We start from the raw sequence: 14,019 nt of genomic DNA on the forward strand, positions 1-14,019 counted from the left end.
GCCATGACGCCGGGGCTACGCCGACTTCGGCGGCTGCGCGTCGAAGCGCTCGCCGTTATGGCCATGACTGTCGGGCCCCATCAGCCACAGGTAGGTGGGCATGATGGCCTGCGGCGTGGGCAGCGTCTCGGGGTCTTCGCCCGGGTAGGCATTGGCCCGCATGGTCGTGCGCGTCGCACCGGGGTTGAGGCTATTCACCCGCAGGGTGCCGAGGTGCTCGACCTCGTCGGCAAGCACTTCCATGAACCCCTCGGTCGCGAACTTGGAGACCGAGTAGGCACCCCAATAGGCACGCCCCTTGCGCCCCACGCTGGACGAAGTGAAGACCACCGAGGCGTCCTTCGATGCCTGCAATAGCGGCAACAGTGCCTGGGTCATCCATACCGGTCCGTTGAAATTGACCTGCATGACCTGCTCCCAGAGCTCGGGATTGTACTGCTCGAAGGGGGTTATCCGCCCCAGCAGGCTGGCATTGTGCAGGAGACCGTCGAGGCGGCCGAACTCCTTGTCGAGCATCTCCGCCAGGTCGTGGTAATCCTTCAGCGTGGCGCCTTCGAAGTTCAGCGGCACGATCGCGGGCTGAGGGCAGCCTGCCGCCTCGATCTCGTCGTACACCTTTTCCAGCTTGCTCAGCGTACGACCCAGCAGTATGACCGTGGCTCCATGGCGGGCGAATTCCAGTGCGGCCTCACGACCGATGCCGTCACCGGCTCCGGTGACCAGAATGATACGTCCTTCAAGCAGATCGGCTGGCGCCTGGTAGTCGATCCTGCAGCTCATCGCGGCTCCTCGTCCTCGGGCGGGGCCAGCCCTCACAGGGACTGGCGTAGAAAGTCGTTGGCAAGTCCGGCAGCGCTGCTGTCGGGATAATCATCCCTCACCCGCTCCAGCAATTCTCGGCTCTCACCGGGCTCCCCCTGGCGGGCCTTGATCAGGCCGAGCTTGTAGAGGGCATCGGGCAGCTTGCTGCTCTGGGGGTAGTTCTCGATGACCTGCCGGAAGGCGAGATCGGCCTCGGCCAGATTGCCCTCCGCGGAGTGCAACTCCCCCAGCCAGTAATGGCCATTGGCGGTCAGGTTGTTGTCGGGGTGCTCGACCACGAAGGCTTCGAAGGCCCTGATCGCCTCCTGGAATTCGCGCGCCTGCACCTTGGAGAAGGCCGCCTGGTAGGCCGCCTGGGCATTGGCGCTCACACCGCTCGGCGATGGCGCTTGGGCGACCTGGCGGGCGGACTCCTCGTCGACTTCCGGGCGGGCTTCGATGCCGGCACTGCCGGCCATCAGCCGCTCGTCGAGATCGAGGTACTGCTGGCGCGTCTGGTTACGCAGCTGTTCGAGCTGGTGGCGCAGTTCTTCGATCTGGCCACGCAGCTGCTGAATCTCCCGCTGGTGCTCCTCCACCTGGTTGAAAATGACCAGGCTGCCCCGGGACTCTTCCCGAACTTCTGCCTGATCCATGAAGGATCGCGACGGAGAGGCGGTCAGGTCCTCGATCACAGGGCGCTGTTGTGCAACGGCAAGGCTCATCACGGACAGCGGGAGCACCAGGGCTCCCGCGCCGCACAGCCTTTTCAGACTGTGTCTCATGTTGGACTCCATTGGCGCACCATCGCGCCGGCTCGATCAGTAGGCGAAGACCACACGACGATTCTGGGCGTGTGCATCGTCATTGTTGCCACGCACTGCCGGGCGCTCTTCACCATAGCTGACGATCTCCAGCTGGGAGGGAGAGACACCCTGAACCTCAAGGAAACGCTTCACGGAATTCGCGCGACGCTCACCGAGGGCCATGTTGTATTCACGGGTGCCACGCTCGTCGGTATGGCCTTGCAGCACGACGCGAGCGTTGCCGTTGGAGCGCAGGTAGCGGGCATGGGCTACCAGCACTGACTCGAATTCGGAGCGAATGTTGTCGCGGTCGAAGTCGAAGTAGATAGTACGGACTTCGGGAATGCGGCCGTCGGCTTGCTGGCCGGCACGATCGCCGTTGGCACCGACACCGGTACCGCTGACCTGACCGCTACCCGCCACGCCGGTACCGGCTGCGCCGTTGCGGGTGCCCTCCATAGACCCGTCCTGAGTCCCACCGGTGCTGGAACAGCCGGCCACGAGCGCCAGAGAAAGGGCGAGTGCCAGGCTCCTGGCATGCGACTTGAATTGCATCGTCAAACTCCTTGAAGGATTCGAAAGACACGGATCATCGAGCATTAATTCAGAAACGGTGACCACGCGGGTTCACGTACGTCACCCTGCGCCGATGGCAGCCGGTAGGACGCACGTCCATCGGCCGACACCGCCCCCAACACCCCGCTGTTTCCTTGCTGGGTGGCGAAGATTACCATGGTCCCGTTGGGTGCAACACTGGGTGATTCATCCCAACGAGACTCACTGATTACGACCAGCCGACCCGACCCCAGGTCCTGCCTGGCGATCTGGTAGCCATTGTTGCTGCGGTGGACCAGGAAAATGGATTCACCATCGGGAGCAAAGCGTCCGCGGGCGTTGTAGTTGCCGGTAAACGTAAGCCGTTCGGTCTCGCCACTGCCCACCGTATAACGATAGAGCTGAGGCCCGCCGCTACGATCGGAAGTGAAGAGGAGGCTACGTCCGTCCGGCGACCAGCTCGGCTCGGTGTCGATATTGTTGTTATTGGTGATGCGCTCGAAATTCCGCGACGCCACATCCATGATATAGATTTCCGGCTGGCCGTCCTTGGACAGCGCCATGGCCAGCCTGCGCCCGTCGGGCGACCAGGCCGGAGCACCGTTGATTCCCTCGAAGGACGTCGCCCTGACCCGCTGGCCGGTTGCCAGCTCCTGGATATAGATCGCCGGGCGTTCCGTTTCGAAGGAGACATACGCGAGCTTGCGCCCATCCGGCGACCAGGCCGGCGAGAGGATCGGCTCCCGCGAGCTCAGGACCTCCTGGCTGTTGTGACCATCGGCATCGGCGACATAGAGGGCGAATTGCATGTCATCGCCGGCACCCCGGGCCGTGACATAGGCGATACGCGTGGCGAAGGCGCCACGAATGCCGGTAATGGACTCGAAGATCTGATCGCTGATGTAGTGCGCCCCGCCACGCAATTCGTTTCTGCTGGCTGTCACGCTTTCACCCAGCATGCGGCGGGAGCCGCTGACATCCATCAGCTCATAGCGAATTCGAAACCCGTCGCCTTCGCGGCTGACACGGCCTACCACCAGGTAGCGCACGTCCAGTCCGCGCCATTGGCCGAACTGAACCTCGTCACCGCTGCTGGGCCTGTCGTACATTGCCTGGCGATCGAGCGGCTCGAAGTAACCGCTGCGCTGGAGATTGTCGCTGATAATCTGGGCGACGTCCTCGGGCAGGTTTTCGCCGTCGGCGGCGAAAGGTACCACCGCGATGGGAGTGGCGCGGTCGCTGCCGCGTGTAATCTCAATCGTCAGGTTGGCCTGTGCCAGCGTGCTGAACATCAAAAGCAAGGCGCTCAGCCAGGTCGTCATCAAGGCTTTCATCAGCGTACATCTCCCGGTCGAAACCGCAGATTGAATTGTCGAAAGTCACGCTGCGCCATAGCGGGTAATTGGCGCAGTTCACTGAACGGTGCGGCGGCTTCCACCGCCTGTATTGTAGAGCGGTCGAAGCTGCTATCACCGCTGCTCTGGATAATAGTAGCGCCAAACAGTTCGCCAGAGGGTCCCAGTTGGACCTGCACTATGGCCTCCAGGTTTCCTGTTGCGCCTGGGGGAATCACCCAGGCTTGCTCCACCGCCCTTCGCACCAGGTTGATGAAGCTGTTGGCCGCCTCCTGGGCCTGTCGTGCATTGGCCACGGATTCGCTTTCACCCTCTATGGCGCGATCGAGGCCCTGGCTGGCCTGTTCCGCGGCTCGACGTGCCTCCTCCTCGCGGCGGCGCTGCTCTTCGGCCTCCTGCTGACGGCGGGCCTCCTCCTCGCGGCGGCGCTGCTCCTCGGCCTCCCGCTGGCGACGGGCCTCTTCCTCCTCGCGACGGCGCTGCTCCTCGGCCTCCTGCTGGCGACGGGCCTCTTCCTCCTCGCGACGGCGCTGCTCCTCGGCCTCCTGCTGGCGACGGGCCTCTTCCTCCTCGCGACGGCGCTGCTCCTCGGTCTCCTGCTGGCGACGGGCCTCCTCCTCCTCGCGGCGGCGCTGCTCCTCGGCCTCCTGCTGCTGACGGGCCTCTTCTTCGGCCCGCCGTTGTGCCTCGGCTTCCTGGCGACGGGCTTCCTCTTCGGCCTGGCGCTGCGCCTCGGCCGCTTCCTCCTGCTGGCGCTGCCGCTGAGCTTCCTGTTCTTCTCTCAGCTGTGCCTGGCGCTCGGCCTCTTCGGCACGTCGCTGGGCTTCCGCTTCTGCGGTTTCCCGTGCCTCTTCACGCTGGCGCGCCTCGGCTTCCCGTGCGGCTTCGCGCTCAGCGGCTTCCTGCTCCGCCTGGCGGGCCGCTTCCTCGGCCGCCTGCTCTTCCGCGGCGCGTTCGAGTGCTTCGGCCTCGGCCTGCTGGGCTTCCTCTTCGGCCTGGCGGGCCGCTGCCCGAGCGCGCGCCTCCTCGGCACGCTGAGCCTGATCCGTCGTGGTCTCGGTGCTGACCAGCGTGGCCTGCACGATGGAGCTGGTCTGGGGATCTTCCGGCTGGCGCTGGGGTAGCGTAACCACACTGAGCACCACTACCAGGACGTGCAGGCCAACAGCGAGAACCGTTGGCAGACCATAGCCAACAGGTCGATCCGGCTGGGTGGGCGCGCGCTGGTCATGTCGAGCCATGGCGTTTTCGTTCTCCTCAATCACGCGGCGGTGGTTCGGAGATCAGCCCGACATTGGCCACGCCGGCCACTTGCAGGGTACTCATCAGGTTAACGACCTGGCCGTAGGGCACCTGGCGGTCCCCTCGCACCATGACCGGGGAGCCCGGCCGGCGGTCCAGCAGGATCAGTACCCTGTCGGAGAGTTCATCCAGTCCGACCTGGGTCTCGTCACCGCCGACCATCAGGAAGTACTCACCCTCACGGTCCACCGATACGACGATGGGTTCGTTATCCTCCTCGGAGTCAATAGGCTCCGAGGTTACCTGGGGCAGGTCTATCTGTACCCCCTGGGTCAGCATCGGGGCGGTGATCATGAAGATCACCAGCAGCACCAACATGACGTCGATAAACGGCACCACGTTGATCTCGCCCATCGGCTTGCGCCGACCATCACGATTGAAAGGTCCTTGCATGGTGCGGCTCCTTCAGGCAGTGCCGGCTTCGCTGCGTCCCTGCAGGTTACGGTGCAGGATGGAGTGGAACTCCTCGGCGAAGTCTTCGTACTTGCCCAGCAACCGGCCCGACTCGGAGGAGAGACGGTTGTAGAAAATGACCGCGGGAATAGCCGCGAACAGGCCCATGGCGGTGGCAATCAGGGCTTCGGCGATCCATGGTGCCACCGTGGACAGCGTGGCCTGCTGGGCCATGGACAGCGCCTGGAACGAGCCCATGATGCCCCACACCGTGCCAAACAGGCCGATATAGGGGCTGGCCGAGGCGACGGTGGCAAGAAACACCAGGTGCAGGGTCAGGCGCTCCTCTTCCCGTGACCAGGCGACCCGCATGCTGCGCTGTACGCCGTCGAGGATGGCGTCGGGGCTCTTGGTCTTCGGCATCAGCCGGTTGAACTCGCGGAAGCCGGCACGAAAGACCTGCTCGGCGCCCTGGGTTTCCTGCTCGGAGGGCGTTTCACGGTACAGCTCGTTGAGATCGACGCCGGACCAGAAGCGCTCCTCGAACATCTGATGGGAGCGGCGAGCGCGTCGCATGACGAATGTACGCTGGAAAATCACGACCCAGGAGAGAATCGAGCCGATCACCAGAATCAGCATGACCAACTGCACCACGGTGCTGGCGCTCATGATCAGGTGTGGAATTGACATGGAGTCGTTCACGGGCATCCTCGTCGAACTTTCAGTTAACCGTTGAGAGCCGCGGCAATCGCCGGCGGCCATGGCGTGGGCTTGAGACGGGCAGCGTCCAGACAGGCGATGTCGACCCTGGCTTCGCACAAGGGTTCCCCATTTCGGGTTACCGTTTGCAGAAAACTCGCGCGACAGCGCCCTGGCGAGTGAATGACAGCGGTGGCCTCCAGGGCATCGTCCAGCAGTGCAGGCTTGGCATAGCGGCACTCGAGGCGGTGGACGACCAGCTGTATGCCGGTTTCCAACAGGTCGCTCTGGGTGAAGCCGTGATGGCGCAGCCACTCGCTGCGGGCCCGCTCCATATATTTGAGATAATTGACGTAGTAGACGATACCACCGGCATCGGTGTCCTCGATGTAGACCCGTACCGGGAGACGGAACTCGCTCACGGCCGTACCTCGCCAGTGGCATCCAGTGCCTGCTCATGGGGCGACAGTCCGAAGTGCTGCCATGCCTGGCGGGTGACCACCCTTCCCCGGGCGGTGCGCATCATCAGCCCCTGCTGAATCAGATAGGGCTCGATGACATCCTCGATGGTGTCGCGCTCCTCGCCGATGGCGGCTGACAGGGAGTCGACGCCGACCGGGCCGCCGTCGAACTTCTCTATCATTGCCAGCAGCAGCCGGCGATCCATATGGTCGAGGCCGTGATGGTCCACGTGCAGCATGTTCAGCGCCTGGTCGGCGATATCGGCATTCACGCGGCCGCTTGCACGAACCTGGGCAAAGTCACGGACGCGACGCAGCAGGCGATTGGCGATACGCGGTGTGCCCCGGGAGCGGCGCGCCACCTCGGTGGCCCCCTCCCGGTCGGTCTCCACTCCCAGCAGCCGCGCCGAGCGAGTGACGATCTCGGTGAGCTCCTCGATATCGTAGAACTCGAGGCGCTGGACGATGCCGAAACGATCCCTCAGCGGCGAGGTCAGCAGGCCGGCGCGAGTGGTCGCGCCCACCAGGGTGAAGCGTGGCAGGTCCAGCTTGATGGAGCGTGCCGCCGGGCCCTCGCCGATGACGATATCCAACTGGAAATCCTCCATGGCGGGGTAGAGAATCTCTTCCACCACGGGCGAGAGGCGGTGGATCTCGTCGATGAAGAGCACGTCGCCCGGCTGCAGGTTGGTGAGCATCGCGGCGAGATCGCCGGCACGCTCCAGCACCGGGCCGGACGTGGACTTCATGCCCACCCCCATTTCGGCCGCAATGATATTGGCCAGCGTCGTCTTGCCCAGTCCCGGCGGGCCGAACACCAGGGTGTGATCCAGGCTTTCGTCGCGCCCAAGGGCCGCGGTGATGAAGATTTCCAGCTGCTCTCGCACCCTGGGCTGGCCGATGTACTCGGCCAAGCGCTTGGGGCGGATCGCATAGTCGACGCGAGCCTCGCCGTCGTGCTCGTCGGCAGCGATCAGTCGATCATTGTCAATCATGCCAGCCACTCGCACTCATGGGGTTCATCCTGCCAGGCGACGGGTCAGCGCCGCCTTGATCATGGCCTCGGTGGAGAGACCATCGTCCAGGCCCGACAGCATCTTCGCTGCCTCCGTGGGCTTGTAACCCAGGCTGACCAGGGCCGCCTCGGCATCGACCAGGGGGTCCTGCCTGCGCGGAGTCTCGGCGCCACCCGCCCCGGCCGTGGCCATGTCGACTGGCTGCTCCCAGTGGGGGAAGCGGTCACGCATCTCGATGATCAGTCTCTCGGCGGTCTTCTTGCCCACGCCCGGCAGTCGCGTCAACGACTTGACGTCGTCATCCATGACGCAGCGGATGAAGGCGGTTTCATCCATGCCGGAGAGGATCGCCAGGGCCAGCTTGGGGCCGATGCCATTGACCTTGATCAGGGCGCGGAACAGGGCTCTCTCCTGCTCGCGGGCGAAGCCATAGAGCAGGTGTGCGTCGTCACGCACGGTAAGGTGCGTGAACAGGGAAACGGCTTCCCCGGTGCCTGGCAGCGCCACCAGCGTGGTCATGGAGGCTTCCAGTTCATAGCCGACACCGGCCACATCCACTACCAGCCAGGGCGGCTGCTTGTCGAGCAGGGTGCCACGCAGGCGTCCGATCATGGGCTTCGCTATACCGATTCTGAATGTGTCGAGGCCCTTACGGCCTTCATGGCGCCACTATACTGGTCGCTCAAGCGGCTGACTAGCCCAGCTTCAAACAGCGTTCGAAAATTGGTTCAAGCCGTTCGGTGAGCGTGAGTCAAGGTTGATAATCTCGCCACGACCCTCCCCGACGACGGGCGCGATGGCCACCAAAACTGCCGGTCGTCACCAGCCCCGACCGGGCATGGGCATGGGTCAGCGCGATCGCCAGCGCATCGGCGGCGTCGGCCTGGGGCGCGCCATCCAGCCCGAGGATGGCGACCACCATGTGCTGTACCTGGGACTTGCTGGCGCTTCCCGTGCCGGTGACCGCCTGCTTGATCTGGCGCGGACCGTATTCGCTGACGGGCAGGCCATGGTTGGCGGCGCAGACGATCGCGGTGCCCCTGGCCTGCCCTAGCTTGAGTGCCGAGTCGGCGTTCTTCGACATGAACACCTGCTCGATGGCGAACTCGCCGGGCCTGTGCAGCGCAATCAGCTCGCTGATGCCGGCATAGGCCTGTGCGAGCCGCTGGGCCAGGTCGTCGCCCTGCAGGCGGATACAGCCGCTGGCGACATAGCGTGGCGTCGGCCCGCCGACGTCGAGTACCCCGTAGCCGGTAATCCGCGACCCGGGATCGATACCCAGGATCATCATGTGCAACGTCCCGGAGCCGTCTGGCTGCTGCTGGCCCTATTGCTGTACCCGGCCATGCCGTCTCTCCTCGCATGCTCTCGCTGTCGAGAGGCCCGATATGACACCGGCGCCATCAGGCGCCGGTGAACAGGGTGGCAACGCTGTCGCCTGTTACTCGTTGCCGGTCTCGGCCTTGGCCTTCTGGCGCAGGCGAATGTTGAGATCCTTGAGCTGGTCGGCAGACACCTCCCCCGGGGCGTCGGTCAACAGACAGCCGGCGCTCTGCGTCTTGGGGAAGGCGATCACTTCACGAATGGTGCGCGCCCCGGCCATCAGCATCACCAGACGGTCGAGACCGAAGGCGAGGCCGCCGTGGGGTGGTGCGCCATAGTGCAGGGCGTCGAGCAGGAAGCCGAACTTCTCGCGGGCCTCCTCTTCGCCGATGCCGAGGATCTCGAACACGGTGCTCTGCATGGCCTGGTCGTGGATACGGATGGAGCCACCACCGAGCTCGGTGCCATTGAGCACCATGTCGTACGCCCGCGAGAGCGCCCCGGCGGGGTTCTCCTTGAGCTCTTCGGGGCTGCACGATGGCGAGGTGAACGGATGGTGCAGCGGGCTCAGGCGACCGTTGTCGTCGGCCTCGAACATGGGGAAGTCGACCACCCACAGCGGCGCCCAGGGCTGGGTGTAGAGGTTGAGGTCTTCGCCGAGCTTGACCCGCAGCGCGCCGAGAGCCTCGTTGACGACCTTGGCCTTGTCGGCACCGAAGAAGATGATATCGCCATCTTCGGCGCCGACACGGTCCAGCAGCTCCTCGATCACGTTCTCCATGAACTTGACGATGGGCGACTGCAGCCCTTCGATACCCTTGGCGCGCTCATTGACCTTGATCCAGGCCAGCCCCTTGGCGCCGTAGATCCCGACGAACTTGGTGTACTCGTCGATGACCTTGCGCGACATGCCGCCACCGCCCGGCACCTTGAGTGCGGCCACGCGGCCGTCCGCGGCGCTGGCCGGGCCGGAGAAGACCTGGAAGTCCACCTGCTGCATCAGGTCGTCGACGTCGACCAGCATCAGCGGGATGCGCATGTCCGGCTTGTCGGAGCCGAAGCGGTGCATAGCGTCGGCCCAGGTCATGCGAGGGAACTCGGGCAGCTCGACGTCCAGCACTTCCTGGAAGAGCTGGCGAATCATCGCCTCGGTGATCCCCATGATGTCGTCTTCGCTGACGAAGGACGCCTCGAGGTCGATCTGGGTGAACTCCGGCTGGCGGTCGGCGCGCAGGTCCTCGTCGCGGAAGCACTTGGCGATCTGGTAGTAGCGGTCGAAGCCCGCCACCATCAGCAGCTGCTTGAACAGCTGCGGCGACTGCGGCAGCGCAAAGAAGCTGCCGGGATGGGTGCGGCTGGGCACCAGGTAGTCGCGGGCGCCCTCGGGCGTGGCGCGGGTCAGGACCGGGGTCTCGATATCGAGAAAGCCCTGCCCTTCCAGGAAGGCGCGCACGTTATGGGAAATCCGTGAGCGCAGGCGCAGCTTCTCGATCATCTCGGGGCGGCGCAGGTCGATGTAGCGATGCTTGAGACGCACCTCCTCACCCACCCGGCCATGCTCGTCGAGCTGGAACGGCGGCGTGGCGGCAGTGTTGAGGACCTCGACTTCCTTGGCCAGCACCTCGATCAGGCCGGTGGGCATCTTGGGGTTCTGGGTCCCCTCGGGGCGCAGCCGGACCCGGCCGGAAATTCGCAGGACGTACTCGCTACGCGCCCGATCGGCAGTGGCGAAGGCCTCGGCGGTATCGGGGTCGACCACAACCTGAGCAATGCCATCGCGATCGCGCAGGTCGAGGAAGATGACACCCCCGTGGTCACGGCGGCGATGTACCCAGCCGCACAGGCTGACCGTCTGGTCCACCAGGGTTTCGTTCAGCTGGCCGCAATAATGGCTGCGCATGTCGTATCCTGTTCTCTAGCGTTATCGAAAGGGTTGATCGCAATGGGCGCGGGCTCAGGCCGCGGCACCATCCTTGGCCGGCTTGGTCTCGCCGCCCTTGGCGGGTGGCTTGGCCTCGCCGCCGGTGCTGGCGGTGTCACCGGCGATGTTCTTCTTGCTGCCGGACTTGAAGTCGGTCTCGTACCAGCCACCGCCGGCCAGCCGGAAGCCTGCGGCGGAGACCAGGCGATTGAGTTCGGGAGCCTCGCAGGCGGGGCAATCGGTCAGGGGCGCTGCACTGATCTTCTGCAGTTTTTCCAGACGATGGCCGCAGGCCTTGCACTGATATTCATAGATGGGCATGGTTCAATTCACTCCTGATTCGACAGCGCGCAACCTCCGGCAATATTGGGTCGTGCGAGGGACTTTCCAAGCCTGCCGTGAAAGCCGGACATTATAGCGCGCCATGCCAGGCCTGTCCCAGCCCTGGCACGGTGGACTCACAATAAGGTGGACTCACGATAAGGTGGATCCCCAAAAGGCGGACCAACAGAAGGAATCCCGCATGAAAGCCGTGATACTGGATGCCGCCAGCCTTGGCGCCGATATCGACCTGTCACCGATCCGCGAACGGGTCGATGAGCTCGATGTGCATGAACACACCGCCCCCGAGCAGGTTCGGGAGCGCCTCGACGGCGCTGAGGTGGCCATCGTCAACAAGGTGGTGCTGGATGGGGCTACCCTCGACGCCCTGCCCTCGCTTCGATCGATCTGCGTGCTGGCCACCGGCATGAACAATATCGACATGCCGACCGCCGAGCGCCTGGGTATCGACGTGCGCAATGTCACCGCCTACGGCACCGCCAGCGTGGCGCAGCATACGCTGATGTTGATCCTCGCACTCGCCAATCGACTGCCGCTCTATCAGCGCGACGTGGCGGCCGGACGCTGGAATGTCAGTCCCTTCTTCTGCCTCATGGATCACCCCACGCTGCAGCTCGAGGGCAAGCACCTGGTGGTCGTTGGCCAGGGCGAGCTGGGCAGTCGTGTCGCCGCCCTGGCGGAGGCCTTCGGCATGCGTGTCAGCTTCGCCGCCAGGCCTGGCAATGAAGCCAATGACCGCCGCCCCGCGCTGGCCAGCCTTGCGCCCGAGGCGGACGTCGTCACCCTGCACTGCCCCCTGAGCGACGCCACCCGACACCTGTTCGACGCCACCCTGCTGGCGACCCTCAAGCCAGGAGCGCTGCTGGTCAACTGCGCACGGGGTGGCATCATCGACGAACAGGCGGCGCTCGATGCGCTGCGCGAAGGGCAGCTGGGCGGGCTAGGCGTCGACGTGCTGCCGGTGGAACCACCCCGGGATGGGCATCCCCTGCTCGATGCCCTGGAGGAGTCGCTCAACCTGATCGTCACGCCGCACAGTGCCTGGATCACGCCGGAGGCGCGCCAGCGCATCGTGACGCTGACCGCGGAGAATCTGCGTCAGGTTCAAGCGAACTGAAAGAGAGGGCGCCATGCTGCACAACTTCGGATCGATCAATCTCGACCATGTCTATCGCGTCCCGCACCTGGTGCACCCCGGCGAGACGCTTGCCAGCCGGGCTTACCGGGTGGGACTCGGCGGCAAGGGAGCCAATCAGTCCCTGGCCATGGCGCTTGCCGGAGGGCAGGTCAGCCACTGGGGGCGACTGGGGCGACAGGATGCCTGGGCGCGGGACCGTCTGGCCGATGTCGGGGTGAACGTGGCCCATGTCTCACTGGTCGACGAGCCCAGCGGCCATGCCATTATCCAGGTGGATGATGTTGGCGAGAATGCCATCATCCTGTTTCCCGGCGCCAATCACGGCTTTGTACCATCGGAACTTGCCTCTCTCACGGCATCGGCCCAGCCCGGGGAGTGGTTGCTGGCACAGAACGAGTGCAATGCGCTGCCGGAGCTCTTCGCGAGCGCTCGCGAACGCGGCCTGAGCATTGCCTTCAACCCGGCGCCAATGACGGATGATGTGGTCTGGCTGCCGCTGGAGACCTGCCAGCTGCTGTTCGTCAACCGCGTCGAGGCCGCGGGCCTGGTTGGCTTGCCCGAATCATCCGATGCCCAGGCCCTGCTGGCAGGCCTGCGGCAGCGCCTGCCCGATACCGAGACGGTACTCACGCTCGGCGGTGCTGGCGCCTGGTATCAGTCGGGTAAAGCGCAGTGCTACCAGCCCGCCCTGCCGGTCAAGCCCGTGGATACCACGGCGGCCGGCGATACCTTCATCGGTTATTTCATGACCGCCCGGCAGGAAGGCATGACGGTGGCGGATTGCCTGGAACTGGCCGCCCATGCCGCGGCGCTTTGCGTCCAGCAGTCAGGCGCTGCCGAAAGCATTCCTCGACGGACCGACGTCGACCAGGCGCTGAGTCAGTTCCGGGCCACCCGCTCTTCCTGAACGCCGGTTGCGTCCACTTCACCTCGAGAAAGGAGTCCACGTGCCTCATTCCATCATCTTCGATACCGACCCGGGCGTCGATGACGCCCAGGCCATCGCCATTGCCCTGCGCCATCCCGAGATCGAGCTGCTTGGCTTGACCACTACCTACGGCAACGTGGACGTGGAGACCGCCACCCACAATGCCCTGCTGCTGAGCGAACTGGCCGGCCGCGGCGATGTACCTGTTGCCCAGGGAGCCGCCGGCCCCATGGTCAAGCCGCGTCACCCGGCACCGGCCCACATTCATGGTGCCAATGGCCTTGGCAATATCGACCTGCCCGCCGTCGAGGGCAGCAAGGACCCGCGCAACGCCGCACAGTTCATCATCGACACGGTGAATGCCCGCCCCGGTGAGGTGACCCTGGTCGCGGTAGGACCTGTGGGCAATCTTGCCGCGGCGCTGCAGCTCGACCCGACCATCATCGACAAGGTCAAGCAGGTGGTGATCATGGGCGGCTCGATACGCGAGGGAGGCAATGTCACGCCGGTCGCGGAAGCCAACATGTTCAACGACCCCCATGCCGCCCAGCGCGTACTCACTGCCGGCTGGCCGCTGGTCCTGGTGGGGCTCGACGTCACCCACCGCTGCGTCCTCACGCCAGCGCACATGGCCCGCATCGAAGCGGGCCAGGGTGAACTGGGCAAGGTGCTGGCGGGCAGCTATGCGTTCTATCGGGACTTCTACCGGGACTTTCTCGGCATCGACGGCTGCTGTCCCCACGACAGCTGCGCGCTGGCCTGGCTGTTGCGCCCGGAGCTGTTCACCACCGCGCCGGGGCATCTGGCAGTGGTGACCGAAGGCGCGGCCGAGGGGCAGACCATCTTTGCGCCGGAGGGTCGCGGCTTCATCCAGGAGCGCTGGTCCCAGACGCCGCTGGTCGAGGTCTGCCTGGAAACGGACGGCGATGCCGTGGTGGAGTGGATTGCCGCCACGCTGGCCTGACTGGCTGGTTCTGAC

General features: G+C 64.9%; 16 protein-coding genes. 3 read left to right on the forward strand and 13 right to left on the reverse strand.

Annotation, left to right across the window (positions count from 1 at the left end; translation table 11 throughout):
* Positions 1 to 15: 15 nt before the first annotated feature.
* From LY622_RS02990 to LY622_RS03050, 13 genes are all read right to left on the reverse strand, one after another.
* A complete protein-coding gene (locus LY622_RS02990) occupies positions 16 to 780 on the reverse strand; it encodes a YciK family oxidoreductase (protein ID WP_234289524.1) in 765 nt (254 codons plus the stop codon).
* Between the two features lie 32 nt (positions 781 to 812).
* Positions 813 to 1,586 (reverse strand): tol-pal system protein YbgF, encoded by a 774-nt coding sequence (gene ybgF / locus LY622_RS02995; protein ID WP_234289525.1) that lies wholly within the window; start codon positions 1,584 to 1,586, stop codon positions 813 to 815.
* Positions 1,587 to 1,622: 36 nt separating this feature from the next.
* Complete coding sequence (gene pal, locus LY622_RS03000) at positions 1,623 to 2,162, reverse strand: peptidoglycan-associated lipoprotein Pal (RefSeq protein ID WP_234289526.1); 540 nt, start codon at positions 2,160 to 2,162, stop codon at positions 1,623 to 1,625.
* A 44-nt stretch (positions 2,163 to 2,206) separates the two neighbouring features.
* Positions 2,207 to 3,496, reverse strand: a complete 1,290-nt coding sequence (gene tolB, locus LY622_RS03005; protein WP_234289527.1) for a Tol-Pal system beta propeller repeat protein TolB — start codon at positions 3,494 to 3,496, stop codon at positions 2,207 to 2,209.
* The gene (gene tolA, locus LY622_RS03010; protein WP_234289528.1) at positions 3,496 to 4,758 is read right to left on the reverse strand and encodes a cell envelope integrity protein TolA; all 1,263 of its coding nucleotides are present in this window, start codon (positions 4,756 to 4,758) and stop codon (positions 3,496 to 3,498) included. Before tolA ends, tolB begins: the two co-directional genes overlap by 1 nt.
* A gap of 16 nt (positions 4,759 to 4,774) precedes the next feature.
* A complete protein-coding gene (gene tolR, locus LY622_RS03015; RefSeq protein WP_234289529.1) occupies positions 4,775 to 5,212 on the reverse strand; it encodes a protein TolR in 438 nt (145 codons plus the stop codon).
* Positions 5,213 to 5,224: 12 nt separating this feature from the next.
* Complete coding sequence (tolQ, locus tag LY622_RS03020) at positions 5,225 to 5,902, reverse strand: protein TolQ (protein WP_234289530.1); 678 nt, start codon at positions 5,900 to 5,902, stop codon at positions 5,225 to 5,227.
* 35 nt (positions 5,903 to 5,937) lie between these two features.
* Complete coding sequence (ybgC, locus tag LY622_RS03025) at positions 5,938 to 6,333, reverse strand: tol-pal system-associated acyl-CoA thioesterase (RefSeq protein ID WP_234282860.1); 396 nt, start codon at positions 6,331 to 6,333, stop codon at positions 5,938 to 5,940.
* Positions 6,330 to 7,367, reverse strand: coding sequence for a Holliday junction branch migration DNA helicase RuvB (gene ruvB, locus LY622_RS03030; protein ID WP_234289531.1), 1,038 nt, complete (start codon positions 7,365 to 7,367; stop codon positions 6,330 to 6,332). Before ruvB ends, ybgC begins: the two co-directional genes overlap by 4 nt.
* A gap of 24 nt (positions 7,368 to 7,391) precedes the next feature.
* Positions 7,392 to 8,000: a Holliday junction branch migration protein RuvA gene (gene ruvA, locus LY622_RS03035; protein WP_234289532.1), complete on the reverse strand. Its 609-nt coding sequence runs from the start codon at positions 7,998 to 8,000 to the stop codon at positions 7,392 to 7,394.
* Between the two features lie 139 nt (positions 8,001 to 8,139).
* Positions 8,140 to 8,679, reverse strand: coding sequence for a crossover junction endodeoxyribonuclease RuvC (ruvC, locus tag LY622_RS03040; protein ID WP_234289533.1), 540 nt, complete (start codon positions 8,677 to 8,679; stop codon positions 8,140 to 8,142).
* Positions 8,680 to 8,829: 150 nt separating this feature from the next.
* Positions 8,830 to 10,611: an aspartate--tRNA ligase gene (gene aspS / locus LY622_RS03045; RefSeq protein WP_234289534.1), complete on the reverse strand. Its 1,782-nt coding sequence runs from the start codon at positions 10,609 to 10,611 to the stop codon at positions 8,830 to 8,832.
* 54 nt (positions 10,612 to 10,665) lie between these two features.
* Positions 10,666 to 10,953: an FmdB family zinc ribbon protein gene (locus LY622_RS03050; protein ID WP_234289535.1), complete on the reverse strand. Its 288-nt coding sequence runs from the start codon at positions 10,951 to 10,953 to the stop codon at positions 10,666 to 10,668.
* Between the two features lie 202 nt (positions 10,954 to 11,155).
* Here LY622_RS03050 and LY622_RS03055 point away from each other — a divergent pair, with 202 nt between their 5' ends.
* From LY622_RS03055 to LY622_RS03065, 3 genes are read left to right on the forward strand one after another with little or no spacing between them, the layout of a single operon-like run.
* The gene (locus LY622_RS03055; protein ID WP_234289536.1) at positions 11,156 to 12,091 is read left to right on the forward strand and encodes a D-2-hydroxyacid dehydrogenase; all 936 of its coding nucleotides are present in this window, start codon (positions 11,156 to 11,158) and stop codon (positions 12,089 to 12,091) included.
* Positions 12,092 to 12,104: 13 nt separating this feature from the next.
* Entirely contained in the window at positions 12,105 to 13,019 is a 915-nt protein-coding gene (locus LY622_RS03060; RefSeq protein ID WP_234289537.1) for a ribokinase, read from the forward strand.
* A 40-nt stretch (positions 13,020 to 13,059) separates the two neighbouring features.
* On the forward strand, positions 13,060 to 14,004 hold the full coding sequence (locus LY622_RS03065; RefSeq protein ID WP_234289538.1) for a nucleoside hydrolase: 945 nt from the start codon (positions 13,060 to 13,062) through the stop codon (positions 14,002 to 14,004).
* Positions 14,005 to 14,019 lie beyond the last annotated feature (15 nt).

The sequence above is a fragment of the Halomonas alkalisoli genome (assembly GCF_021412585.1).
Taxonomy (GTDB): domain Bacteria; phylum Pseudomonadota; class Gammaproteobacteria; order Pseudomonadales; family Halomonadaceae; genus Halomonas; species Halomonas alkalisoli.

What these genes read in the sequence shown, in the direction of transcription:
- LY622_RS02990 (WP_234289524.1), bottom strand. Translation starts at nt 780, where the DNA reads ATGAGCTGCAGGATCGACTACCAGGCGCCAGCCGATCTGCTTGAAGGA.
- ybgF (WP_234289525.1), bottom strand. Translation starts at nt 1,586, where the DNA reads ATGAGACACAGTCTGAAAAGGCTGTGCGGCGCGGGAGCCCTGGTGCTC.
- pal (WP_234289526.1), bottom strand. Translation starts at nt 2,162, where the DNA reads ATGCAATTCAAGTCGCATGCCAGGAGCCTGGCACTCGCCCTTTCTCTG.
- tolB (WP_234289527.1), bottom strand. Translation starts at nt 3,496, where the DNA reads ATGAAAGCCTTGATGACGACCTGGCTGAGCGCCTTGCTTTTGATGTTC.
- tolA (WP_234289528.1), bottom strand. Translation starts at nt 4,758, where the DNA reads ATGGCTCGACATGACCAGCGCGCGCCCACCCAGCCGGATCGACCTGTT.
- tolR (WP_234289529.1), bottom strand. Translation starts at nt 5,212, where the DNA reads ATGCAAGGACCTTTCAATCGTGATGGTCGGCGCAAGCCGATGGGCGAG.
- tolQ (WP_234289530.1), bottom strand. Translation starts at nt 5,902, where the DNA reads ATGTCAATTCCACACCTGATCATGAGCGCCAGCACCGTGGTGCAGTTG.
- ruvB (WP_234289531.1), bottom strand. Translation starts at nt 7,367, where the DNA reads ATGATTGACAATGATCGACTGATCGCTGCCGACGAGCACGACGGCGAG.
- ruvA (WP_234289532.1), bottom strand. Translation starts at nt 8,000, where the DNA reads ATGATCGGACGCCTGCGTGGCACCCTGCTCGACAAGCAGCCGCCCTGG.
- ruvC (WP_234289533.1), bottom strand. Translation starts at nt 8,679, where the DNA reads ATGATGATCCTGGGTATCGATCCCGGGTCGCGGATTACCGGCTACGGG.
- aspS (WP_234289534.1), bottom strand. Translation starts at nt 10,611, where the DNA reads ATGCGCAGCCATTATTGCGGCCAGCTGAACGAAACCCTGGTGGACCAG.
- LY622_RS03050 (WP_234289535.1), bottom strand. Translation starts at nt 10,953, where the DNA reads ATGCCCATCTATGAATATCAGTGCAAGGCCTGCGGCCATCGTCTGGAA.
- LY622_RS03055 (WP_234289536.1), top strand. Translation starts at nt 11,156, where the DNA reads ATGAAAGCCGTGATACTGGATGCCGCCAGCCTTGGCGCCGATATCGAC.
- LY622_RS03060 (WP_234289537.1), top strand. Translation starts at nt 12,105, where the DNA reads ATGCTGCACAACTTCGGATCGATCAATCTCGACCATGTCTATCGCGTC.